This is a genomic window from Isoptericola sp. NPDC060257 (genome assembly GCF_042726645.1).
GTDB lineage: Bacteria > Actinomycetota > Actinomycetes > Actinomycetales > Cellulomonadaceae > Isoptericola > Isoptericola nanjingensis.
The window spans coordinates 1-21,833 of the sequence record NZ_JBHXAW010000043.1; the positions used below are offsets into that span (position 1 = coordinate 1).

A 21,833-nucleotide genomic window follows, 5' to 3' on the forward strand; every position below is an offset into this window, starting at 1 on the left:
GCGCCGGATCGCCCTGCAGTGCGGGGTCCCCGCCGGGGCCCGGGGCGGGCGGGGCGACGGTCGTGCGGCGGAAGCCGACGGGCCAGGTCTCCGCGGGCGGGAGCGGGGCGAGCGGCACCGGCGGGTGCAGCGGGTCACGGAACGCGACGTTCACGTGCACGGGGCCGGGGTGCCGGTCGCGCAGCCCCTGCGCCGCCGCGAGCGCCCGGCCGAGCGTGCCGAGCAGGTCTCGTACCTCGCCGTCGCGCCCGTCGGGGGCGGGGAGGTCCACGGCGTACCGCACGGCGGTGCCGAAGATCCCCACCTGGTCGGTCGTCTGCGAGGCCCCGGTGCCGCGCAGCTCGTGCGGGCGGTCGGCAGCGAGCACCACGAGGGGCACGCCGGAGTGGTGCGCCTCGAGGACCGCGGGATGGAGGTTGGCCACGGCCGTGCCGGACGTCGTGACGACGGCGACGGGACACGGCACCTGGACCGGCTCGCCGCCCGCGTGCCGGAGCACCGGCTCGCTGCCGCGCGCGAGGCCCAGAGCGAGGAAGCCGGCGGTCCGCTCGTCGACGCGCACGTGCAGCGTGAGCAGCCCGGCGTCCGCGGCCTCGGCGAGCGCGTACGCGAGCGGGGCCGACCGGGAGCCCGGAGCCAGCACGACGTCCCGCACGCCCTGGAGCGCGAGGTCGGCCACGAGCGCCCGCGCCGCGACGATCGACGGCGGCAGGACGGCGCTCACGCGGCCGCCTCGAGCAGCGCGGTCAGGCGGGCGTACCGCGCCAGCCAGCGGTCGCGCGTGCCCGGGTCGGGCTCGGCCGCGGCGAGGGCGGCGGCGTCGGGCGCGGGGCGGCGCACGGGCAGCGCGCCGTCGACGGGCAGGAGCGGGTCGGCGACGACGTCGTGGACGAGGAGCTGCGACGTCGCGAGGCCGCAGGCGTAGGGCAGCTCCGGCAGCGCGGCCGCGAGCGCCACGCCCGCGGCGAGCCCGACCGACGACTCGAGGGCCGACGACACGACGACCGGCAGCCCCACCTGCTCGGCGAGGTCGAGGCAGGCGCGCACGCCGCCCAGCGGCTGCACCTTGAGCACGACGACGTCCGCGGCGTCCTCGCGCACCACCCGCAGCGGGTCCGCGGCGCGGCGGATCGACTCGTCCGCGGCGACCGGGACGGGAGCGCGCAGCCCGCGACGGACGGCGGCCAGCTCGGGGACGGTGGCGCAGGGTTGCTCGACGTACTCCAGGCCACCGGCGGCGTCGTCGAGCACGGGGATGCGCGCGAGCGCCTCGTCGGTGGTCCAGCCGCCGTTCGCGTCCACGCGGACGGCTCCGACGCCCGGGCCGTGCAGCTCGTCGAGCGCGGCGCGGACGGCGGCGACCCGGGCCTCCTCCGCCTCGAGCGGCTCGAGCGCGCCGGGACGTCCGCCGATCGACGGGCCGCGCTGCGCGACCTTGACCTTGGCGGTGCGGCACCCGCCGGACGCGAGCACGATCTCCCGCGCCCGCCCGGGCCCGACGGTCGGCACGGTGACGTTGACCGGCACGCGGTCGCGGACCGGGGCGGGGAAGCCGATGTCGGCGGCCTCGCGCGCGGCGCGCAGCCAGGTCGCGGACTCGGTGTCGTCGTAGTCCCAGAACGGGGACAGCTCGCCCCAGCCGGCGTCGCCCCGCAGCAGCACGCCGTCGCGCACGTCGAGGCCGCGGAACCGGGTGGTCAGCGGGGTGCGGTACACGATCTCACGCAGCAGCTGCACCCGTTCAGGTTACTGGCCGGCACGGGGGCCGGTCGCAGGACGCGGGCGCGCCGGGACGCCGGAGGGCCCCGCCCCGGAGGTCGCCCGGCGGTCAGTCGGTGAAGTCCGTCAGCTCCGGCACGTACGACAACGGGCTCGGAGCGGGACGGCCACCGATGCGCTCGGCGTCGCGGCGGACCGTCTCGGCGTCGTACACGAAGATCTCGTGGGCGACGTCCTCCGGGTCCACCACGTCGTCGTCCGGTTCCCGCACGCTCATGCCTCCAGGGTGCGCCCGCTCCCGCCGCGCGGTCGGGAGGAGCGCCGGGCGTGCCGCGACGGGGGCGCGCCCACGGTCCCCAGCGGTTGCACGAGGCGGCCAGGTGCGAGACGGTCGGACGCCGTCCCACCTGGGTCACACGGAGCTGACGTCAAAGTCACGGACGGGGTCACGCAGTGAACGAGCAATCGGGCAAGGTCGAACAGCGCGGCGCGAAGCGGCACGCGCAGGACGCGGCGGACAGGGTCGGCCGCGCACTCAGGTCGCCCACCGCCGAGGTGGTGCCGCACCCTGCCCTGGACTACCCGATCGGGATCGACGAGCATCGGCGCAGCCCGATGGACTGGATCGTCTTCGGGGTCACCGCTGCCGTGGCCGTCGCCTTCCTCGTCTGGGGTTTCGTCGACACGGACGGCCTGGCGAGCGCCTCCAGCACGGCCCTGAGCTGGGTGACCACGAACATGGGCTGGCTCTTCGTGCTGACCGCCAGCCTGTTCGTCGTGTACAGCCTGTGGCTGGCGATCAGCAGGTTCGGCGCCATCCCGCTCGGCGCCGACGGCGAGGCACCCGAGTTCCGCACGGTGTCCTGGGTGGCGATGATGTTCTCCGCCGGGATGGGCATCGGGCTGATCTTCTGGGGGGTCGCCGAGCCGCTCGCCCACTACGTGGACCCGCCGCCGGGCACCGTCGACGCCGGCGACCCCGAGGCCGTCCAGCACGCGATGTCCACCACGATGTTCCACTGGACGCTGCACCCCTGGGCGATCTACGCCGTGGTCGGGCTGGCGATCGCCTACAGCGCCTACCGCAAGGGCCGCAAGCAGCTGATCTCCTCGGTGTTCGAGCCGCTGCTGGGCCGGCACGCGCACGGCCCGGCCGGGAAGGTCATCGACATGCTCGCGATCTTCGCGACGCTGTTCGGCTCGGCCGCCTCGCTCGGGTTGGGTGCGCTGCAGATCAAGAGCGGCCTGCAGGTCGTCGGCTGGGCCGGCGACGTCGGCAACGGCGTCCTGGTCGTGATCATCGCGGTGCTCACGGTCTGCTTCGTGCTCTCGGCGGTCTCGGGCGTCGCCCGCGGCATCCAGTGGCTGTCGAACATCAACATGGTGCTGGCCCTGGCACTGGCGGTGTTCGTCTTCGTGGTCGGGCCGACGGTGTTCATCCTGAACCTCATCCCGAACTCGATCGGCACCTACTTCCAGGACCTGGCGATGATGGCGGCCCGGACCGGCGCCGACAGCTCCTCCACCCCCGGCGGCGTCTCCACCAGCGACTGGCTCGCGCAGTGGACCGTCTTCTACTGGGCCTGGTGGATCTCCTGGACGCCCTTCGTCGGCATGTTCATCGCCCGGATCTCGCGCGGCCGGACGATCCGCCAGTTCGTCGGCGGGGTCCTCCTGGTGCCGAGCCTGGTCACCGTCGTGTGGTTCTGCGTCTTCGGTGGCGCGAGCCTCTTCCTCCAGAAGGGCGGCACCGACATCGCCGGCGCCGGAGAGACGGAGGCGCAGCTGTTCGGGATGCTCGGCGAGTACCCGTGGCAGTCGCTCACCACCGTGGTCGTGATGATCCTGGTCGCGATCTTCTTCGTCTCCGGCGCGGACGCGGCCTCCATCGTCATGGGCACGCTGTCGCAGCGCGGCAGCGCCGAACCGAGCCGCCCCAACGTCGTCTTCTGGGGCGTCGCGACAGGTGCGGTCGCCGCGGTGATGCTGCTCGTGGGCGGGAACGACGCGCTCACCGGCCTCCAGAACCTCACCATCCTGGTCGCTCTGCCGTTCGTGGTCGTGATGGTGCTGCTGATGGTCTCGCTGACCCGGGACCTCAGCCAGGATCCGATGATCGTCCGCCAGAAGTACGCCCGCGAGGCCGTCAAGCAGGCGGTCATCGCCGGCGTCACCGAGCACGGGGACGAGTTCGCGATCGCGGTCGAGCCCTCCGACCGGCCGATCACGCCCGACGGCGTCGAGGTACCCGACGAGGTCGACCTTCCTGGCGACGTGGTGGCCCGCGCGGAGCCCACCGAGAGCGCCGACGGCGACCCCGGGGAGCCGCGGCCCTGACGCGGGCCGCTACGCGCGGGACTCGGCACCGTCGGCGGCCGCCCGCAGGATCTCGACGACGCGCGGGACGGCCGTCCCCTGCACCCGAGCCGCGCCCACGACGACGCCCCGGGTGCCGTCGTGCGCCGACGTGCCGGACAGCGGCTCGGCCGGCACGCCGGCGCCGCGCAGCGCGGACACCGCCCACGCCTCGCCGTCGCCGTCGGGCAGCCGCACGACGAGGTGCAGGCCGGCGGCGACGCCCTCGACGGGGACGTGCGGGGCGTCGCGCGCGAGCGCGTCGAGCAGCAGCCCCCGACGGCGCTTGTACGTCAGCCGGGCCCGGCGCAGGTGCCGCGCGTACGCGCCGTCGGCGATCAGCCGGGCGAACGCGGCCTGCTCCGGCACCGAGCAGCCGAGGTCGGCGCGGCGCTTGGCGTCGACGAGCGCCTCCCGCACCTCGGCGGGCGCGACGACCCAGCCCAGCCGCAGCGCCGGGGACAGCAGTTTGGACACCGAGCCGAGCAGCGCGACGTGCTCCGGGTCCAGGCCGCGCAGGGCGCCGACGGGCTGCCGGTCGTACCGGAGCTCGGCGTCGTAGTCGTCCTCCAGCACCAGGCGACCGCCGGCCTGGGCCCAGGCGACGAGCTCGCGACGCCGGTCGGGCGCCAGGACGACCCCGAGCGGGAACTGGTGGGCGGGCGTCACGACGGCCGCCGCGGCGTCGGGCAGGGCGTCGGTCCGGAGCCCGCGGTCGTCGACGGGCACGGGGACGACCTCCAGGCCTGAGTCGCGCAGCTGTGCGACGACGCCGGGCGACGCGGGGTCCTCGACGACCACCCGATCGCCGCCGCCCCCGCCCGCGAGCACCTCGCCGAGCAGCGCCAGCCCCTGCGCGACGCCGCTCACGATCACCACGTCCTCGGCCTCGACCGGGGCGGCGCGCGCGGTCCGCAGGTGCGCGGCGAGCGCCCGGCGCAGCCCGAGCAGGCCCTGCGGGTCCGGGTAGCCCAGCTCGGCGTCGGGCAGCTCGCGCATCGCGTCGCGCACGGCGCGCGCCCAGGCCGCGCGGGGGAAGAGCGCCGGGTCGGGCGCCCCGACGCTGGCCGGGCGCTCCGCCCCCGGGCCGGGGCGGCCTGCCGGCCCGGGCGTCGTGCCGTGGGAGCGCCGGTCGAGGTCGGCGACGACGACGCTCGAGCGCGGCCGGCTCTCGAGCACCCCCTCCCCCACGAGCTCGTCCACCGCCGCCGCCACCGTGCCCCGCGAGACGCCCAGGCCCGCCGCCGCGGTGCGCGACGACGGCAGCGTCGCGCCGGGCTCGAGCCGGCCCGTCGCGACCGCGTCCCGCAGGCCGTCGCGCAGCCAGGCGCCCACGTCGGTCGGCGGGCGGGCACCGAGCACGAGGAGCAGGTCCTCCGGCTGCAGCCGCCTCATCGCGTCACGCTCCTCGTCCGGCCGCACGTCGGCATCCGGCCACCGTCGTCATCGGGACACCTTGGCCATCTGGACCAGTGAACCAGCACCGAACTGGCCCTGCCCGCCGGTCCAGCGCGCTCGTAGCGTCGAGGGCATGACCACCTCGACGGGCGCCGCGGGCGCCGCCACCGCCGTCGCGCCACCCGGCACGGGCGATCTCGCCGGCGCGTACGCCCGCTGCGCCGCCGCGATGGCGCTCGTCGGCGCGTCGTTCACCGCCTCGGCGGCGCTCTCCGACTACCCCCTGGCGGGCGGGCAGGCCGTCCGCTACGCCGTCGCCGCCCTGTGCCTGCTCGCCGTCATGCGGTGGCGACGGGTCGCGTTCGTGCTGCCCCGCCCGCGCCAGGCCACCCGCCTGCTGGCGCTCGCGGCCACGGGCCTCACCGGGTTCAGCGCGTGCGTCGTCCTCGCCACCCGGCACGCCGAGCCCTCGCTGGTGGGCGCGGTGGTGGGTGCCACGCCCGTCGTCCTGGCCGCGACGCAGGCCGTCCGCGAGCGGCGCCTCGCCCCTCGGACCCTCGCGGCGGCGGTCGTCGTGACGGCGGGGGTGGCGCTCGTCGAGGGCCTCGGGTCGGCCGACCCGCTCGGGCTGGCGCTCGCCGTGGGGGCGCTGGCGTGCGAGGCGGCGTTCTCACTGCTCGCCGTGCCGCTGCTGCCGACGCTCGGGCCGCTGCGGGTGTCGGCGTACGCCTGCGTCGCGGCGGTCCCGCAGCTCCTGCTGCTCGGTCTGCTCGCGCCCGGGCCGCTGCTCGCCGTGCCCGACGGCGGCGAGCTCGCGGCCCTGGCCTACCTGTCCGTCGTCGTCACCGCGGTCGCCTTCCTGCTCTGGTACACCGGCCTCGCCCAGGTCGGCCCCGCCCGGGCCGGGCTCTTCGCCGGGCTGATGCCCGTCGCGGCCCTCGCGGCCTCCCTCGCGCTCGGCGTCGAGGCGCCGACGGCGCACGGCGTCGCCGGAGCACTCGTCGTGGCGGCGGGTCTCGTGCTGGGGCTGTCGTCCCGACGAGCCGCGCCGACGAGCCGCGCCGACGAGCCGCGCCGACGAACTAGGGTGACGGCGTGAGCAGCGCACCCCTCCCCCGCACCGTCTCCCACACGTTCGACCCCGCGCGATGGCGCGAGGTCGGCGGGTTCGAGGGCCTCACCGACCTCACGTACCACCGCGGCGTGGAGCGCGACGCCGAGGGCGCCGTCGTGCGCGACCTGCCCGTGGTGCGCGTCGCCTTCGACCGCCCCGAGGTGCGCAACGCGTTCCGCCCGCACACCGTCGACGAGCTCTACCGCGTGCTCGACCACGCCCGCATGACCTCCGACGTCGGCACCGTGCTGCTCACCGGCAACGGCCCGTCCCCGAAGGACGGCGGCTGGGCGTTCTGCTCCGGCGGCGACCAGCGCATCCGAGGGCGCTCCGGCTACCAGTACACGACCGCCGAGGACGGCGGCGGCGAGGAGCACGGCGCGGACGCCGTCGACCCCGCCCGCGCCGGGCGCCTGCACATCCTCGAGGTGCAGCGACTCATCCGCACCATGCCGAAGGTCGTCGTCGCCGTCGTGGACGGCTGGGCCGCGGGCGGCGGGCACTCGCTGCACGTCGTGGCGGACCTGTCGATCGCCTGCCGCCAGCACGGGCGGTTCAAGCAGACCGACGCGGACGTCGGCTCGTTCGACGGCGGCTACGGCTCCGCGTACCTCGCCCGCCAGGTCGGGCAGAAGCGCGCCCGGGAGATCTTCTTCCTCGCCCGCGAGTACTCGGCGGACGACGCCGAGCGCTGGGGCGGCGTCAACGAGGTGGCCGAGCACGACGACCTCGAGGGCCTGGCGATCGAGTACGCGCGCACCATCGCGGGCAAGTCCCCGCAGGCCGTGCGGATGCTGAAGTTCGCGTTCAACCTCGCCGACGACGGCCTCATGGGCCAGCAGGTCTTCGCCGGGGAGGCCACGCGCCTGGCCTATCTCACCGACGAGGCCGTCGAGGGCCGCGACGCCTTCCTCGAGAAGCGCGACCCCGACTGGTCGCGCTTCCCGTACGCCTTCTGACCCGGCGCTGACCCTCTCACGACGGTTTCTCACCCGGGTGCGGGGGCGGCGACCACGTCCGGACCTCCGCCCCGCGGGTAGCCTCCCGTCATGCCTCCGCGGTTCCGTCGCCCCGAGCCGATGACGACCTTCGAGCTCGTGCCGGACGACGAGCGCGAGGACGGGCCCGGCGATGCGCCGGTCCCGGACGACCCGGAGCCCGGCCCCGCCCGACGACGGCTCGCCGCCCTGCGCGACCGCGCCGTCATCCGCTGGCGCGCCCTGTCCCGCCGCGGCCGCGTGGTCGTCGCGGCCGGCACCGCCGTCGTCGTGCTCGCCGCCGCCACCGCGGTGGTCACCCCCGGCCTGCTGGACGCCCGCGCGGAGCGGCTGCGCGCGGAGGCCGTGCAGGGCCTGCCCGGGGCCGTCGACGACCTGTCCGAGCCACTGACCGAGACGTGGCAGCTCACGAACGGAACCGGCACCCTGGCGACGCTGCGCGGCGGCCTCGTGCTCACGACGGAGGGCACGGCCGTGTCGGCGGTCGACGCCGGCACCGGCCGCGAGGCGTGGCGGCACGACGTCGGGACGTTCCCGACGTGCGGCCCGCAGCGGGGCTACCGGACGGACCCGGTCCCGCCCGCCGACGTCGTCGTCTGCGTCAGCGGCGACCCGGACGACCGCACCGTCACGGTGCTCGACGCCGCCGGCGAGGTCGTCGGCGAGCGGTCGATCGGCCCCGCGCGCATCGACACGTTCGGCGACGGGGGCCCGGCCGGTGCCCCTCTGGTGCTGCCCGCCGCCGCGGGGGCGATCGCGGTGGTCGACGACATCTCGGACGCCACCGCGCCCTGGCCCTCGGACGACCTGCCCGACGCGGACACCCTGCGCGACCTCCGGGCCGACGGCTGGCGGGACCCGACGCTGCGCCTGGAGGACGCGCTCACCGGCGAGGTGCGGGGCGAGGCGACCGTACGCCTCCGGCCCGAGGACCTCGGGGAGTGCGGGATGACGCAGGACGAGGGCACCGACCCCGAGCTGATGACGGAACCCCAGGTCGACGCGTCCCCGTCGATGACCGTGCTCTCCGTGTGCGGCGCCGCCGTCCGCCTCACCCCCACCGGCACCGCGATCGACACGAGCACCGACGGCCGGTGGGCGATGCCGCTCCCCGGCGGGGGCCACGTCGTCCCGGGCGAGGACGAGAGCACCGTGCTCGACGCCGACGGCACGGTCGTGGCCACGGTGCCGGGATGGTCGGTCCCGCCGACGGTGGACGACGCCCCCGGCTCCTCCTACCTCGCGCTGACGGAGGTGGGCGAGAGCCGGTCGGCGGTGCGCCTCGCGTCGTTCGACCCGGACGGCGCGGAGCGGTGGGCCGCGACGGTCGACGACCTGGGCGGGGTGCTCGCGCGGGTCTCGGGCGTCGTCGTCGTGCAGGACGCCGACGGGTTCGTCGGCCTCGACGCGCGGACCGGCGACGAGGTCTGGGCGCGTGACGACCTGCTGCAGGTCTCGGGCTACGGCTCGGGCGACTGGGTCGCGGGGGCGGTCACCGACGGCACCCGCCTGCTGGTCGGCATCGGTGGCGACGGCGAGCACCACAGGCTGGTCGCCCTCGACCTGCGGGACGGCACGACGGCGTGGGAGCGGCGGAAGCAGGCCGGGTTCCTCGAGTGGTTGATGGCGGTCGACGGCCACGCGGTGGCCTTCGACGGCGTCGTGCACGGCCTGGGCTGACGGCGCCGAGAGCCTCCGGTCATGCCTCCGCGGTTCCGTCGCCCCGAGCCGATGACCACCTTCGAGCTCGTGCCGGACGACGAGCGCGAGGACGGTCCCGACGGTGCCCCGCACGTCGGGCCCGAGCAGGGCCGCCGCCTGGCGGACCTGCGCGACCGCGCCCACACCCGCTGGCGCGCCCTGTCCCGCCGGGGCCGCGCGGCCGTCGCGGGCGGCACCGCCGTCGTCGTGGTCGTCGTGGCCGGGGCCGCCGTCGCACCGGGCCTGCTCGACGCCCGCGCCGAGCGGCTCCGCGCCGACGACCGAGATCCCGTGGCACGAGGGCGACGCCGACGCGGACGTCCTGCGCACGCTCCGGGACGCGGGCTGGGCGGACCCGACGATGCGGGTGCTGGACGCCGTCACCGGTGAGGAACGCGCCGAGGTGACCCTCCACCTGTCCGCGGACGACCTCGACAGCTGCGGGTTCTCGGAGGACGGCCCGGGCGGCACGGTCCTCGCGCCCCAGCCCTGGATCGACGCGACGCCGACGTCCACCGTGCTCAGCCTGTGCGGGCTCGCGCGCGCGGTGACGCCCACGGGCGACATCGTCTCCCTCGGTGACGGGGCGAGCACGCTGGCGCCGCTGCCGGGCGGCGGCTACCTCGCCCAGGGCGACGCGAGCGAGGTCCTCGACGCGCGCGGCGCGCGGCTGACGGCCGTCCGTGGCCTGGCGCAGGTCCCCCTCGTGGACACCGAGCCGGCAGGTCCGGTGCTCGCCCTGCGCGGCGGCGACGGGGACGCGCCGGTGCTCGCGGCGGTGGTCGGCGCGGACGGCAGCACCGTCTGGTCGTCCTCGATCGACGAGTACGCGACGGGCGGACGTGATCGGTGACCACGACGGGGGCGGCAGCGCGTACGTCAGCGGGGCCGTGACGGACGGCACGCGCCTCCTGCTCGCGACCACCGGCGCGACGGTGGATGCCGACACCGGCGAGTCCGTGTCCGGCAGCCGGCTCCTCGCCCTCGACCTGCGCGACGGGACCGCTGTGTGGGAGCAGCCCTGCAAGAACGACCTGTGGGGGCTGTTCTCCGCCGGCGGTCGCCTGGTGTCCGCCGGGAGCGTCGTGTCAGGGCTCGGCCGGCCGTAGCCGCGGGCGCACCCTGGCAGGTCAGGACGTCTTCCAGCTCCCGCCGTCCTTCGGGACGAGCTCGATCCACGTGCTGCCGGGGTCGAGCTCGACGGGCTCGCCGTCACGGGTCAGCTCGACCGGGGACTTCTGGTCCTTCTTCGACCACTGCACGGGCACGGTCCTGCCCGCGGACGCCAGCACCCCCTTGCCCTTCCCGATCAGCTCGGTCCGGGGGACGGGGGCGCCGGCCGGGTCCTTGTACTTCGTGTCCACCACGTCGACGGACAGCGCGAGCACGTTGGCTGCCGCGTGCCGCGCCCCGGACGACGAGACCGACTTGTCCGAGCCCTCGCTCCGCAGCCACCGCTTCTCGTCGCCGGACCAGTCCCAGACGCTGCGCTGCGCCGGGCTGAGGGTCACGGCGAGGGTGGAGGTCTTCGACCCGTCGGCCGCCGCGGTGCCGCCGCCCGCCTTGCCCGCGTACCGGAACTGGGCGGGCGGCGGCACGGTGCGCTCGTCGTCGGCCTGGTCGAGGAAGGCCTTCGGGTCCCCGACGACGTTGTGCGGTGCGGCGCGACCCGGGTCGCGGGAGAAGCCCCCGTCGCCGCGGTCCATGATCACCGACTGGGTGCCGGACTCCTCCACCGCCGCGATGAACGGCGGCTGGCCGCCCGAGTAGGCGAGGATGCCACCGAGCGGGGCGACGACGTCGGGGTCCATGGGCCGCACCGAGCGCACGGGCTCGACCGCCTTCGGGATCCGCGAGTGGTACACGGCGACGAATCGCGTGATGCCGCCCTCGACGACCTCCTCCCACACGAGGTCGGCGTCCTCGAGGCCGGTCTGCGGCCGCGCCTCCGGCGCGTTCTCGATCTTCACCGCGAGCGCCGGTCGGGCTGCCACGTCGTCCGACCGCACCCCGGTGAGCGGCCAGGCCGACGGCATCGTGGGCGACGGCGGGGCGCCCTTGTCGGCGGTGCTGCCCGGCGTCACGGTCGGCGTCGGAGACCCGCCGGACGAGCACGCCGCCAGCGCCAGGACGGCGGCGACCGTCAGCGCTGCGGCGCGCCGGGTGCGGGACGGGCGGGGCGTGGCGGTCATGCAGGTCCTCCCGGGGTCACGGGCCGTGCGCGCGGTCACACGCCCTCACCGTAGGCCGGGAATGCCCCGATCCGGCGTCAACGCACCCGCCACGACCCGGTGCCGCGCGGCACGAGCTCGACCCAGAGGTTGCCCGGGTCGAGGCGGACGGGGTCGCCGCCGCGGGTCTTCAGCATCAGCTTCTTGCCCGTCGACTTCTTCGACCAGGTCACGCTGAGCGCCTTGCCGCGGGTGAGGAGCACGCCCTTGCCGCGGCCCACCATCTGCGTCTCGGGCACCGGGGCGCCGCTCGGGTCGCGGTACCTCGTGTTCTTCATGGTCACGGACAGGAGCAGCACGTTCCGGGCCCGCAGCTGGCTCCCGGAGGAGACCGAGGGGGCCGAGCCGTCGAAGCGGGCATAGGTCTTCGTCTTCGACGTCCACCGCCACACGGTGCGCTGCGCCGGGGAGAGCCGGACGTCGGCGACGCGCCCCTTGCGGTCGTTCGTCGCGGCGGTCCCCTTCCCGACCTTGGCGGCGTAGTTGAACTGTGCGGCTGGCGGGGTCGCGCGGCTCTTGGTCGCCTGCTTGGCGAACGCGTTCACCGAGCCGTACACGTTGTGCGGCGCGGCCCGGTCGCCGCTGCGCCGGAAGCCGGGGTCGCCGCCGTCCATCGTCACGGACTGCACCTTGGCTCGGCCGACGGCGCGGATGAACGGCGGCTGCCCGCCCGAGTAGGCGAGGATGCCGCGCATCGGGGCGACGATGGCCGGGTCCATGGGGCGCACGGACCGGACGGGCCCGACGGTGCCGGGCAGCTTGGAGTGGTAGACGGCGACGTACCGGCTGATGCCGCCCTCGACCACCTGCTCCCAGACGATGTCCGCCTGCTGCAGCCCGGACTGCGGACGTGCGGCGGGCGAGTTCTCGATCTTCACCGCGACGGCCGGCCGGGCGGGGACCTTCTTCGTCCCGGTCAGCCTGCCGTTGAGCGGCCAGACGACGGGCTTCGGCTGGGGCTCGGGCTTCGGCTTCACCGGGTCGGGCGGTGCCGCCTTCGGCACGGAGACGTCCGGCGCGGCGGTGACGGTGGGCGGCGCGGCGGGCTCGCCGACGCCGCAGGCGGCCGTGGCCAGCAGGGCGAGCGCGACGAGCGCGCCGACCGCCCCGGTCCGGGCGCCGCGGGGCGCGCCTGCGGGCTTCGTGGGCATCCTCGGCGTCCTCCTCGACGTGCGTGCGGCCCGGGGGCTCCCGGGCCGGGACCGTGCCACCCTACGGCAGGCCCGTCGCGGCCCGGACGGGCCCCGGACCGACCCGGACCTACCCTGGTGCGGTGCCCCTCGCGTCCCTGCCCCCGTCCGTCGACGCGCTCCGCGACGCCGTGCGCGCCGCGCTCGACGGCGGCCCCGCCGTCGTCCCGCTGCCCCGCACGACGACGGCCCCCGTGCCGCCGGGCACCGCGCTGGTGGTGCGCACGTCCGGCTCGACGGGGACGCCGCGCGAGGTCGCGCTGCCGGCCGCCGCGCTGCGCGCGTCCGCGGCGGCCACGGACGAGCGACTCGGCGGCCCCGGTCGGTGGGTGCTGACGCTGCCGCCCACGCACGTCGCCGGCCTGCAGGTGGTGGTGCGGTCGGTGCTCGCGGGCACGCCGCTGACGGCCGCCCGCCCGGACGCGCGGTTCACGCCCGACGGCCTGGCCGACCTGCTCGAGCCGGTCCTCGACGCCGGCGACGACCCGGTGTACGTGTCGCTGGTCCCCACCCAGGTGCACCGCCTGCTCGCCGCCGCGCAGGACGGCGCGCCCCGCGGGCTGGCGGCGCTCGCCCGCTGCGCGGCGGTGCTGCTGGGCGGCGCGGCGTCCCCGCCCCCGCTGCTGGCCCGCGCCGCGGAGGCGGGGGTGCGCGTCGTGACGACCTACGGCATGTCCGAGACCGCCGGCGGCTGCGTGTACGACGGCGCGCCCCTGCGCGGCGTCCGGGTCCGCGTCGCCCCCGCCGACCTGTCAGAACCAGGGCGGGGTCCAGCGCTCCCTGGCTCTGACAACTCCACACCTCCTGAGTTGTCAGAGCCACATCGGGGTATGGCCCGCCGCGGCTCTGACAGGTCCGGGGAGGTGGGGGTCGTCGAGCTGGGCGGGCCCACGCTCGCGGCCGGGTACCTGGGCGACGACGCCGCCACGGCCGCGGTGTTCCGCACCGACGCCGACGGGTCGCGCTGGTTCCGCACGTCCGACCTGGGCCGGCTCGGCCCCGACGGCACGCTGGAGGTGCTCGGCCGGGCGGACGACGTCGTCGTCACCGGCGGGGTGAACGTGGCCCCGGCGCCCGTCGAGGCGCTGGTCGGCGAGCTGCTCGGCGGCGAGGCGTGCGTCGTCGGCGTGCCCGACGCCGAGTGGGGGCAGGCGCTCGTGGCCGTGGTCGCGACCGCGGCGGGGTCGAACGGGCCGAGCGGGCCGAGCGGGCCACGGATCCTTCCCGTCGACGACGACGCGCTGGCGCGGGTCCGGTCCGCGGTGGCGACTAGGCTGGGTGCGCCGTCCGCGCCCCGCCGCGTGTACGCCGCGGCCGCGCTCCCGCTGCGCGGCCCCGGCAAGGTGGACCGCAGCGGCGTCGTCGCCCTCGTCCGCGAGCACGAGGCGCACGCCTGACCTGCTCGCGCACGCGACGCCCCGCGCCGCACCGACGGACGGAGAACCATGGCCACGACGAGCGAGTGGATCGCCGGAGCACGCCCCCGCACCCTGCCGGCCGCGGCCGCGCCGGTGCTGATCGGGTCGGGTGCCGCGGCGGACGTCGACGCCTTCGCGTGGCTGCCCGCCGTCCTCGCGCTCGGCGTCGCGCTCGCCCTGCAGGTGGGCGTCAACTACGCCAACGACTACTCGGACGGCGTCCGCGGCACCGACCTGGACCGTGTGGGTCCGCTGCGCCTCACGGCGTCCGGCATCGCCCCGCCCCGCCGCGTCAAGGGCGCAGCGTTCGCGTCGTTCGGCGTCGCCGGGGTGCTCGGGCTGGCGCTGTGCGCCGTCAGCGGGCACTGGTGGCTCCTCGCGGTGGGCGTGCTGTGCGTGCTGGCCGCCTGGTACTACACGGGCGGCAAGCACCCGTACGGCTACGCGGGGCTCGGCGAGGTGGGCGTGTTCGTGTTCTTCGGGCTCGTCGCGACGCTCGGCACCACGTACACCCAGGCGGACACCCTCACCTGGCCGTCCGTGCTCGGCGCCGTCGGCGTCGGCATGATCGCGTGCGGCCTGCTCATGGTGAACAACGTGCGCGACATCCCGACCGACGTCGTCGCGGGCAAGCGGACCCTCGCCGTCCGCCTCGGCGACCACCGCGCCCGGCGCTGGTACGCCGCCTGCATCCTGCTGCCCGTGGTGCTGGGCATGGTGTGCGCGGCCTGGTCGCCGTGGGCGCTGATCGTCGCGGTGCTGCTGCTGCCCGCCGCGCTGCTCGTCGCCCCGGTGATCGCGGGGGCGCGCGGACCGCTGCTCGTCAAGGTGCTCGCCGGCACCGGGATGTTCGAGCTCGCCTACGGCGTCCTGCTGGCCCTCGGCCTGGCGCTCTGACGCCTGCTCGCTCAACCGGCCGTGGGGTGCTCCCGGTCCACGACGGAGTCCTCGTAGTCGGAGTCGACGTCGTGCTTGTCGGAGCCGTCCTTGCGCCGCTGCTCCTTCTCCGCCAGCCAGCGCGCGGCGGCGTCCCGCGGCCTGCTCAGCGCGAGGTACGAGACGGCGAACGCCACGACGGCGGCGACCAGGACGAGGAGCCAGCTGCGCAGACCGAGCAGGTAGCCGGCGCCGAGGGCGGCGACGAACAGCAGGATCCGCCAGACGGTGTACATGACGAGGGGCACGGTTCCAGGGTAGGCGCGATTCCTGAGCATCCCGACGCCGAACTAGGCTGGAGGCATGTTCGCGCGTGTGATCCTGCCCCTCCTCGTGGTGGGGCTCGCCCTGTACGCCCTCCTCGACCTGTTCGGCTCCGAGGAGGACGAGCGCGGCGGCCTCCCCCGCTGGTTGTGGGCGGTGATCATCGTGCTGCTGCCGATCTTCGGCGCCGTCGCGTGGATCGTCGTCAAGCAGTCGGCGCGCCGGGCGTCCGGCGGCCGCGGGCCGTCGTCCCGCCCCCGGCGGCCCGGCCCCTCCGGCCCGCGCCGCCCGTCCGGCCCCGTGGCGCCCGACGACGACCCCGAGTTCCTGTGGCGCCTGGAGCAGGAGAAGCGCCGCCGCGAGCGCGAGGGCGGCGGCAACGGCGACACCCCCTGAGACAAGCGCCCACCGCGTTCGGGTAGGTGCGGGTGGGTCAGGCGCCGCCGGTGCCGTCGGTGTTGAGGCCCGAGTACGAGTGCTTGCCGTTGAAGATGAGGTTCACGCCGGTGAAGTTGAACAGCACGCACAGGTAGCCGACGACCACGAACCAGGCGGCGCGGCGGCCGTCCCAGCCGCGGGTCGTGCGGGCGTGCAGGTACGCCGCGTACACGACCCAGATGACGAAGCTCCAGACCTCCTTGGGGTCCCATCCCCAGTAGCGGCCCCAGGCGTGCTCGGCCCAGATGGCGCCGCCGATGATGGTGAAGGTCCACAGCACGAAGCCGACGGCGTTGAGGCGGAAGGACAGGGCCTCCAGCGACGTCGGGGTGGGCACGCGGTCGAGCCAGCGGAAGCCGGGGCGCTGCAGGTACGGGGACCCGGAGTCGCGGCTGTCGCGCACGAGCTGCAGCACCGAGGCGACGAACGCGACCGTGAAGATGCCGGTGGCGCTGATCGCGACGCCCACGTGGATGACCAGCCAGTAGTTCTGGAGGGCGGGCTGCACGCCGGTCGCCGCCACGTAGAACACGTTGAGGCCGAGCACCAGGAACAGCACGGACAGCCCGGTGACGAAGGCGCCCAGGAACTTGAAGTCCTTGCGCACGTTCATGCCGAGGAACACGGCGAGGGCCATGAACGACCCCACGAGCGTGAACTCGTACATGTTCGCCCAGGGGGTGCGGCCCGCGGCGAGCCCGCGCAGCACGATGGCCACGAGGAGCATCGCGGTGCCCAGCCAGGTGGTCGACATCGCGATGCCCGCGGCACGACGGCGCCCGGGGGCGGCCGCGCCGTCCCCGGTGCCGGACACCGTGCTCGCAGGTGCGAGCGTGGGCCGGGGCTCGGCCCCCACGGCGACAGGGGTGCGCGCCTCGGCGTGGGCCTCGGCGCGCGCCTCGGTGCGGCGGCCCAGGTCGATCGCGAACGCGACGAGCGCGATCGTGAGCGCCGTGGCGGCGCCCCAGACGAGCAGCACGCTCAGCTCGGCGATCTGCATGGTCAGTCCTCCGTGGCGGTTCTGTGGTTGTCGTCGGGATCGTCGGCGCGGCCCGGCACCGCTGCCAGGGCCTTGTCGACCTCGCGCTGCAGGCCGGCGTCGTCCCCGCGCGCGAGCCCGGCGAGCTCGACGTGCGTGACGGCCCGGCCGTCGTCGTCCGTGGTCTCCCATGATCGCACCCACACGCGGCGGCGCGGCGTGAACAGCGAGACCGCGAGGCCGGCGAGGGCCAGCAGGGAGAAGGTCAGCACCCAGGCGAGGGACGGGTCGTAGCGCAGGTCGAGGGCGACGTAGCGGGGCACGTCCTCCCCCAGGGTGACGGTGCCGAGGCCGTCGGGCAGCTCGACCGTCTCCCCCGGCTTCACGAGCAGCTTGATCGTCTCGCCCTCGTCGTCCACCGACGGCGTGAGGGACGCGGTGTCGAGGCGGTACACGTTCTGCGGCACGCCGTCGTCCAGGCCCAGGTCGCCGCGGTACACCTCGAGCACCAGGAGCGGGTTCTGCGGCTGCGGGAAGACGGAGCGGGCCGACCCGTCCTGGTCGACGACGGCGGTGGGCAGGAAGTAGCCGACCAGGCCGATCTGCTCCTGGCCCTCCGACACGTCCGGCACCTTCACGACGCCGCGTGACGTGTACATGGTGTCCTCGGGCAGGAACGGGACGCGGCCGGAGAACGCCATCTCGCCGGCGCCGTCCTCGACGGTGATCTCCGGGGCGAAGCCGTTGCCCTGCAGGTAGATCTTGGCACCGTCCACCGTCAGCGGGGAGTTGACCTTGATCTGGTCGGAGTGCTGGCCGCCGTCCGGCTCGGTGACCGTCACGTGGGCGGTGAAGTCTCGCGCCTGCGCGAACGCCACGGTGTCGGAGGCGAACTCGGAGTCGAACGAGTCGAGCGTCATCGAGAACGGCGACAGCGACGCCGCCCGGAACCAGGCGCCCTTGTCGAAGGTGTCGTAGTCCACGACGGCGTTCGCGAAGCCGCGGCCCTCCGTGACGATCGCCTGGCCGCGGTAGTGCATCAGCTGGCCGAGGGCGACCGACACCAGGAGGCCCAGCAGGGCGAGGTGGAACACGAGGTTGCCGGTCTCGCGCAGGTAGCCACGCTCCGCCGCCACCGTGCGGGTGGCCGGGCGGCCGAGCCGCGGCTCCTCCGACCCGACGTCGACGCGGAACGTGGGCAGGCGGCGCAGCGGGCCGCGCAGGTGGCCGGCCACGGCCTCGACGACCTCGTCGGGCGACGCCGGCGTGCTGGTCTCGGCCGTGGCCGGGAAGCGGCCGAACCGCACCGGCGTCCGGGGCGGCCGGTTCCGCAGGTTGCGTGCGTGCGCGAGCGTGCGCGGCACGATGCAGCCCACGAGGGAGACGAACAGCAGGATGTAGATGGCCGAGAACCAGACCGAGCTGTAGACCTCGAAGAAGCCGAACCGGTCCAGCCACTCCCCCAGCGTGGGGTGGTCGCCGAGGTACTCCAGCACCGCGGCGGCGTCCTGGCCGCGCTGCGGCAGCACCGAGCCGGGGACGGCCGCGACGGCGAGCAGCATGAGCAGCATGAGCGCCACGCGCATGCTCGTGAGCTGGCGCCACGTCCAGCGCAGCATGCCGCGCCAGCCCAGCGTGGGCAGGGTCGGGCCGGCGGGCTTGGCCGGCCCCTCGGCGGGGGACGAGGGCCCGGCGTCGGCGCGGCCCTCGACGAACGCGTCGTTGATGCCCTCCGGTCGGTACGTCGCCTTCTCGCTCATCACACCACCGTCACGAATCCGCCGATCCAGCCCTGGAGCTGGCTGGTCCACGTGGACCACAGCCCCGTGACGAGCGCCAGGCCGACCAGCACCAGCAGGGCGCCGCCCGCGCGCTGGATGCCCAGGCGGTGCCGACGCAGGAAACCGAGCATGCGCTGCGAGGACTGCAGCCCGAGCGCCACGAGCAGGAACGGCACGCCCAGCCCGACGCAGTACGCGACGCCGAGCACCAGGCCGCGGCCGGCCGACGCCTGGTCGAGCGCCAGCGTCTGCACGGCCGCGAGCGTCGGGCCGATGCAGGGGGTCCAGCCGAGGCCGAACACGACGCCCAGCAGCGGCGCGCCCCACAGGCCCGCCCGGGGGCTCAGGTGCATGCGCCGCTCGCGCTGCAGGAACGGCACGGCGCCGAGGAAGGCGAGGCCCATGAGGATCACGACGACCCCGAGCACCCGCATGATCGTGCCCTCCCACTGCACCAGGTAGGAGCCGATCGCCCCCGCCGCGGCCATGAACGCCACGAACACCGCGGTGAAGCCGAGGACGAAGAGGGCCACGCCGGCGACGACGCGGCGCCGGGCCGGGTCCTGGGGCACCCCGGGCCGCCCCTTCGCGCCCGTGCCGGCCGACGCGGCGGCCATGCCGCTGACGTACCCGACGTAGCCGGGCACCAGCGGCAGCACGCACGGCGAGGCGAACGACACGAGGCCGGCGATCAGCGCCACGGGCAGCGCCAGCAGCATCGAGCCGCTGAACACCGTGGTCGCGAACGTCTCGCCCATCAGGCGCCCTTCGCGCCGTCGCCCGAGCCGCCGCCCGACTCGGCGAGCACCTCGTCGACGATCGCGTCGAGCGTCGACGCCTCGGCCTGGCCGATGACGCGGGCCGCGACGCGGCCCTCGGCGTCGAGCACGACGGTCGACGGCACGGCCTGCAGCGGCACGACGCCGGACAGCCTCGCCACGACCTGGCCGCTACGGTCCTCGATCGACGGGTAGGGCACGTCGAAGGTGCGCTGGAACGAGGTGGCGGCGCCGGCCTCGTCCTCCGTGTTGATGCCGAGCACCCGCACGCCGTCTGCCTCGCGCTCGTCGGCCAGGGCCACGAGGTCGGGGGCCTCGGCGCGGCACGGCGCGCACCCGGCGTACCAGGTGTTGACCACGACGACGTCGCCGAGCCAGTCGGCGGTGCTCACCTCGTCGCCCTCGAACGACGTGCCCTCGACGGTCACGGGGTCGTCCCGGTCGCCCGCGTCCCACTGCTTCACGGAGCCGTCGCCGGAGACGAAGCCCTGCCCGACGACGTCGCCGGCGCCCGAGTCCTGCGCACCGCACGCGGCGAGCAGGCCGAGGCCGAGGACGGCGCCGACGGCGGCGGAGGCGCGCCGGAGCGCGCGCGGACGAGCGGTGCGCATCATGCCCCCGGCACGGGGTCGGCGCCGGCGAGCAGGTCGGCGGCGGGCTCGGTGTAGTGCAGGCCCACGAACGTCTCGCCGTCGAACGTCAGCGACGTCATCGACGCGAGGGCGCACTGCCGGCGGCGCGGGTCGTGCGCCAGGGAGCCGCCCTCGTACGACCGGCGCGTGACCCACACGGGCAGCTGGTGGCTGACCAGCACGACCTCGTGGCCCTCGTGGGCGCGCCGCGCGTCGTCCACGGCGGCACGCATCCGGGTCACCTGGTCCGCGTACGGCTCGCCCCACGACGGGCGCAGCGGGTTCCACAGGTAGCGCCAGTACTTCGGGTTGGCGAGCTGCCCCGGGTTCTTCCCGATCGTCGTGCCCTCGAAGTGATTCCCCGCCTCGACGAGCCGGTGGTCGGTGGCGAGCGTCAGGCCGAAGGCCTCGGCTGTCGGCGTCGCGGTCTCCTGCGCGCGCTGCAGCGGGGAGGCGACGACGGCGACGACGTCGCGGCCCGCGCCGGACAGGTGCTGCGCCACGCGGCGCGCCATCGCCTGGCCGCGGTCGGACAGGCGGTAGCCGGGGATGCGCCCGTAGAGGACGCCGTCCGGGTTGTGGACCTCGCCGTGCCGTACGAGATGGACGGTGGTGGTGGCCATGGGTCCCAGTGTCCCAGAACTCCGGGGTACCCAGGTCCCGTCCAGCCAAGCGTGACGGCGCTCACGTCAGGGGGCCGCCGGCCCCCTGGCCGCGTCCGCCACCTTCGCCATCGCGCGGCCCAGGGTCGCGAACTCCTCGGGGGTGAGGGTGTCCACCAGCAGGCGACGGACGGCGGTGACGTGGCCCGGTGCGGCATCGACGAGCGCCGCGTACCCGGCGTCGGTCATGACGCAGTTCACCCCGCGCCGGTCGCCGGGCACCGGCGTGCGGACCACCAGCCCGCGCTTCTCCATCCGGTCGACGGTGTGCGTGAGGCGGCTGCGCGACAGCGCGAGGAACTCCGCGAGCGCCGACATCCGCAGCGTCCTGTCCGGCGCCTCGGAGAGCTGCACCAGCAGGTGGTACTCGCCGAGCGTGACGGGCAGCCCCTCGTCGTGCGCGTCCCCGAGCGCCTCGAAGAAGCGGGAGGTCCCCTCGAGGAACCTCCGCCACGCCCACTGCTGCTCCTCGTCGAGCCAGCGCACGTCCGCGCGGCCGTCGTCGTCGCGCTCCCGCGCCCTCGTCGCACCCACGGGAATAGGTTACGAGAGCGCCGCGTTCCACCCCCCGTGACGATAGTTGATTCATCAACTATCTTGGTGAACGTCAGCACGACCCAACCCGAGGGAGACACCATGACCGCGCTGCCCGCAGGCCTGACCGCCGGTACCTACGCCATCGACACCGCCCACTCGACCGCCTCGTTCTCCGTGCGCCACGCCGGGATCGCCAAGGTGCGCGGCACGATCGCCATCACGTCCGGCGCGATCACCGTGGGCGACGACCTCGAGTCGTCGGCCGTCTCCGCCGAGCTCGACGCCGCGTCGGTCAACACGGGCGACGAGAACCGCGACGGCCACCTGAAGAGCGCCGACTTCTGGCACGCCGAGGAGAAGCCGGTCTGGTCCTTCGCGTCCAAGGGCATCTCCACCGACGGTGACGACTACACGATCACCGGCGACCTCACGATCAACGGCGTCACCAACTCGGTCGAGCTGCCGACCGAGTTCACCGGCACCGCCACCGACCCGTTCGGCAACCCGCGCGCGGGCTTCGAGTCCGAGATCGAGATCTCGCGCAAGGACTACGGCCTGACCTGGAACGCCGCGCTCGAGACCGGCGGCGTCCTCGTCGGCGACAAGGTCAAGATCGCCCTCGACGTCTCGGCCATCAAGCAGAACTGAGCCTTTGCCGCGGTAGTACGACACGCGCCGAGGTAGTTCCGTTCCTGGTGAGG

Annotated in this window: 24 protein-coding genes; 11 read left to right on the top strand and 13 right to left on the bottom strand. The window is 75.3% G+C overall.

Annotated features, from left to right (window positions below):
- From ACFWEK_RS05715 to ACFWEK_RS05725, 3 genes are all read right to left on the bottom strand, one after another.
- Window positions 1–724 (bottom strand): thiamine pyrophosphate-binding protein (locus tag ACFWEK_RS05715; RefSeq protein ID WP_430553404.1); only part of this gene is annotated, 724 nt, incomplete at its 3' end.
- Window positions 721–1,737: an o-succinylbenzoate synthase gene (locus ACFWEK_RS05720; RefSeq protein ID WP_430553405.1), complete on the bottom strand. Its 1,017-nt coding sequence runs from the start codon at window positions 1,735–1,737 to the stop codon at window positions 721–723. The genes ACFWEK_RS05720 and ACFWEK_RS05715, both read right to left, overlap by 4 nt.
- A 91-nt stretch (window positions 1,738–1,828) precedes the next feature.
- Entirely contained in the window at window positions 1,829–1,996 is a 168-nt protein-coding gene (locus tag ACFWEK_RS05725) for a hypothetical protein (RefSeq protein ID WP_429764943.1), read from the bottom strand.
- A 338-nt stretch (window positions 1,997–2,334) separates the two neighbouring features.
- Between ACFWEK_RS05725 and ACFWEK_RS05730 the strand changes: the two genes are divergently transcribed.
- Window positions 2,335–4,056, top strand: a complete 1,722-nt coding sequence (locus tag ACFWEK_RS05730) for a BCCT family transporter (RefSeq protein ID WP_430553417.1) — start codon at window positions 2,335–2,337, stop codon at window positions 4,054–4,056.
- A gap of 9 nt (window positions 4,057–4,065) precedes the next feature.
- On the opposite strand, the gene ACFWEK_RS05735 is transcribed toward ACFWEK_RS05730, so the two are convergent.
- Window positions 4,066–5,469 (bottom strand): PLP-dependent aminotransferase family protein, encoded by a 1,404-nt coding sequence (locus ACFWEK_RS05735; RefSeq protein ID WP_430553406.1) that lies wholly within the window; start codon window positions 5,467–5,469, stop codon window positions 4,066–4,068.
- A 136-nt stretch (window positions 5,470–5,605) separates the two neighbouring features.
- Here ACFWEK_RS05735 and ACFWEK_RS05740 point away from each other — a divergent pair, with 136 nt between their 5' ends.
- From ACFWEK_RS05740 to ACFWEK_RS05765, 6 genes are all read left to right on the top strand, one after another.
- Window positions 5,606–6,571, top strand: a complete 966-nt coding sequence (locus ACFWEK_RS05740; protein ID WP_430553407.1) for a DMT family transporter — start codon at window positions 5,606–5,608, stop codon at window positions 6,569–6,571.
- Window positions 6,568–7,545, top strand: a complete 978-nt coding sequence (locus ACFWEK_RS05745) for a 1,4-dihydroxy-2-naphthoyl-CoA synthase (protein ID WP_430553408.1) — start codon at window positions 6,568–6,570, stop codon at window positions 7,543–7,545. Before ACFWEK_RS05740 ends, ACFWEK_RS05745 begins: the two co-directional genes overlap by 4 nt.
- Window positions 7,546–7,635: 90 nt before the next feature.
- A complete protein-coding gene (locus ACFWEK_RS05750) occupies window positions 7,636–9,264 on the top strand; it encodes a PQQ-binding-like beta-propeller repeat protein (protein ID WP_430553409.1) in 1,629 nt (542 codons plus the stop codon).
- 21 nt (window positions 9,265–9,285) lie between these two features.
- Entirely contained in the window at window positions 9,286–9,675 is a 390-nt protein-coding gene (locus ACFWEK_RS05755) for a hypothetical protein (protein WP_430547760.1), read from the top strand.
- Window positions 9,647–10,138, top strand: a complete 492-nt coding sequence (locus tag ACFWEK_RS05760) for a hypothetical protein (protein WP_430547759.1) — start codon at window positions 9,647–9,649, stop codon at window positions 10,136–10,138. Before ACFWEK_RS05755 ends, ACFWEK_RS05760 begins: the two co-directional genes overlap by 29 nt.
- Entirely contained in the window at window positions 10,128–10,394 is a 267-nt protein-coding gene (locus tag ACFWEK_RS05765; RefSeq protein ID WP_430547758.1) for a hypothetical protein, read from the top strand. The genes ACFWEK_RS05760 and ACFWEK_RS05765 overlap by 11 nt, the downstream gene beginning before the upstream one ends.
- Window positions 10,395–10,415: 21 nt before the next feature.
- Here ACFWEK_RS05765 and ACFWEK_RS05770 read toward each other — a convergent pair whose 3' ends face one another.
- On the bottom strand, window positions 10,416–11,477 hold the full coding sequence (locus tag ACFWEK_RS05770; protein ID WP_430547757.1) for a DUF3048 domain-containing protein: 1,062 nt from the start codon (window positions 11,475–11,477) through the stop codon (window positions 10,416–10,418).
- A 77-nt stretch (window positions 11,478–11,554) separates the two neighbouring features.
- Window positions 11,555–12,667: a DUF3048 domain-containing protein gene (locus tag ACFWEK_RS05775; protein ID WP_430553410.1), complete on the bottom strand. Its 1,113-nt coding sequence runs from the start codon at window positions 12,665–12,667 to the stop codon at window positions 11,555–11,557.
- 122 nt (window positions 12,668–12,789) lie between these two features.
- On the opposite strand from ACFWEK_RS05775, the gene ACFWEK_RS05780 reads away from it, so the two are divergent.
- The gene (locus ACFWEK_RS05780) at window positions 12,790–14,103 is read left to right on the top strand and encodes an AMP-binding protein (RefSeq protein ID WP_430553411.1); all 1,314 of its coding nucleotides are present in this window, start codon (window positions 12,790–12,792) and stop codon (window positions 14,101–14,103) included.
- Window positions 14,104–14,151: 48 nt separating this feature from the next.
- Complete coding sequence (locus tag ACFWEK_RS05785; protein WP_430553412.1) at window positions 14,152–15,021, top strand: 1,4-dihydroxy-2-naphthoate polyprenyltransferase; 870 nt, start codon at window positions 14,152–14,154, stop codon at window positions 15,019–15,021.
- An 11-nt stretch (window positions 15,022–15,032) separates the two neighbouring features.
- Here the strand turns inward: ACFWEK_RS05785 and ACFWEK_RS05790 are convergent, their stop codons facing one another.
- Window positions 15,033–15,308 (bottom strand): DUF4229 domain-containing protein, encoded by a 276-nt coding sequence (locus ACFWEK_RS05790; RefSeq protein ID WP_430547753.1) that lies wholly within the window; start codon window positions 15,306–15,308, stop codon window positions 15,033–15,035.
- A 55-nt stretch (window positions 15,309–15,363) separates the two neighbouring features.
- On the opposite strand from ACFWEK_RS05790, the gene ACFWEK_RS05795 reads away from it, so the two are divergent.
- Window positions 15,364–15,720 (top strand): PLD nuclease N-terminal domain-containing protein, encoded by a 357-nt coding sequence (locus ACFWEK_RS05795; RefSeq protein WP_430547752.1) that lies wholly within the window; start codon window positions 15,364–15,366, stop codon window positions 15,718–15,720.
- A gap of 37 nt (window positions 15,721–15,757) precedes the next feature.
- Here ACFWEK_RS05795 and ccsB read toward each other — a convergent pair whose 3' ends face one another.
- The 6 genes from ccsB to ACFWEK_RS05825 form a co-directional block, all read right to left on the bottom strand.
- Complete coding sequence (ccsB, locus tag ACFWEK_RS05800; RefSeq protein ID WP_430547751.1) at window positions 15,758–16,762, bottom strand: c-type cytochrome biogenesis protein CcsB; 1,005 nt, start codon at window positions 16,760–16,762, stop codon at window positions 15,758–15,760.
- 2 nt (window positions 16,763–16,764) lie between these two features.
- A complete protein-coding gene (locus ACFWEK_RS05805; protein ID WP_430553413.1) occupies window positions 16,765–18,501 on the bottom strand; it encodes a cytochrome c biogenesis protein ResB in 1,737 nt (578 codons plus the stop codon).
- Window positions 18,501–19,280, bottom strand: coding sequence for a cytochrome c biogenesis CcdA family protein (locus ACFWEK_RS05810; RefSeq protein ID WP_430553414.1), 780 nt, complete (start codon window positions 19,278–19,280; stop codon window positions 18,501–18,503). The genes ACFWEK_RS05805 and ACFWEK_RS05810 overlap by 1 nt, the downstream gene beginning before the upstream one ends.
- A complete protein-coding gene (locus tag ACFWEK_RS05815) occupies window positions 19,280–19,915 on the bottom strand; it encodes a TlpA family protein disulfide reductase (protein ID WP_430553415.1) in 636 nt (211 codons plus the stop codon). The genes ACFWEK_RS05810 and ACFWEK_RS05815 overlap by 1 nt, the downstream gene beginning before the upstream one ends.
- A complete protein-coding gene (locus ACFWEK_RS05820) occupies window positions 19,912–20,556 on the bottom strand; it encodes a histidine phosphatase family protein (RefSeq protein ID WP_430553416.1) in 645 nt (214 codons plus the stop codon). Before ACFWEK_RS05820 ends, ACFWEK_RS05815 begins: the two co-directional genes overlap by 4 nt.
- Before the next feature lie 66 nt (window positions 20,557–20,622).
- Window positions 20,623–21,129: a MarR family winged helix-turn-helix transcriptional regulator gene (locus tag ACFWEK_RS05825; protein WP_430547746.1), complete on the bottom strand. Its 507-nt coding sequence runs from the start codon at window positions 21,127–21,129 to the stop codon at window positions 20,623–20,625.
- Between the two features lie 102 nt (window positions 21,130–21,231).
- Here ACFWEK_RS05825 and ACFWEK_RS05830 point away from each other — a divergent pair, with 102 nt between their 5' ends.
- Window positions 21,232–21,780: a YceI family protein gene (locus ACFWEK_RS05830; protein WP_430547745.1), complete on the top strand. Its 549-nt coding sequence runs from the start codon at window positions 21,232–21,234 to the stop codon at window positions 21,778–21,780.
- Window positions 21,781–21,833 lie beyond the last annotated feature (53 nt).

Bases quoted from the DNA above. Each gene is read 5' to 3' on its own strand.
- ACFWEK_RS05735 (WP_430553406.1), bottom strand. From the start codon at position 5,469: ATGAGGCGGCTGCAGCCGGAGGACCTGCTCCTCGTGCTCGGTGCCCGC.
- ACFWEK_RS05775 (WP_430553410.1), bottom strand. From the start codon at position 12,667: ATGCCCACGAAGCCCGCAGGCGCGCCCCGCGGCGCCCGGACCGGGGCG.
- ACFWEK_RS05730 (WP_430553417.1), top strand. From the start codon at position 2,335: ATGGACTGGATCGTCTTCGGGGTCACCGCTGCCGTGGCCGTCGCCTTC.
- ACFWEK_RS05830 (WP_430547745.1), top strand. From the start codon at position 21,232: ATGACCGCGCTGCCCGCAGGCCTGACCGCCGGTACCTACGCCATCGAC.
- ACFWEK_RS05805 (WP_430553413.1), bottom strand. From the start codon at position 18,501: ATGAGCGAGAAGGCGACGTACCGACCGGAGGGCATCAACGACGCGTTC.
- ACFWEK_RS05760 (WP_430547759.1), top strand. From the start codon at position 9,647: ATGCGGGTGCTGGACGCCGTCACCGGTGAGGAACGCGCCGAGGTGACC.
- ACFWEK_RS05755 (WP_430547760.1), top strand. From the start codon at position 9,286: ATGCCTCCGCGGTTCCGTCGCCCCGAGCCGATGACCACCTTCGAGCTC.
- ACFWEK_RS05785 (WP_430553412.1), top strand. From the start codon at position 14,152: ATGGCCACGACGAGCGAGTGGATCGCCGGAGCACGCCCCCGCACCCTG.
- ACFWEK_RS05770 (WP_430547757.1), bottom strand. From the start codon at position 11,477: ATGACCGCCACGCCCCGCCCGTCCCGCACCCGGCGCGCCGCAGCGCTG.
- ACFWEK_RS05750 (WP_430553409.1), top strand. From the start codon at position 7,636: ATGCCTCCGCGGTTCCGTCGCCCCGAGCCGATGACGACCTTCGAGCTC.
- ACFWEK_RS05725 (WP_429764943.1), bottom strand. From the start codon at position 1,996: ATGAGCGTGCGGGAACCGGACGACGACGTGGTGGACCCGGAGGACGTC.
- ACFWEK_RS05815 (WP_430553415.1), bottom strand. From the start codon at position 19,915: ATGATGCGCACCGCTCGTCCGCGCGCGCTCCGGCGCGCCTCCGCCGCC.
- ACFWEK_RS05795 (WP_430547752.1), top strand. From the start codon at position 15,364: ATGTTCGCGCGTGTGATCCTGCCCCTCCTCGTGGTGGGGCTCGCCCTG.
- ACFWEK_RS05810 (WP_430553414.1), bottom strand. From the start codon at position 19,280: ATGGGCGAGACGTTCGCGACCACGGTGTTCAGCGGCTCGATGCTGCTG.
- ccsB (WP_430547751.1), bottom strand. From the start codon at position 16,762: ATGCAGATCGCCGAGCTGAGCGTGCTGCTCGTCTGGGGCGCCGCCACG.
- ACFWEK_RS05820 (WP_430553416.1), bottom strand. From the start codon at position 20,556: ATGGCCACCACCACCGTCCATCTCGTACGGCACGGCGAGGTCCACAAC.
- ACFWEK_RS05740 (WP_430553407.1), top strand. From the start codon at position 5,606: ATGACCACCTCGACGGGCGCCGCGGGCGCCGCCACCGCCGTCGCGCCA.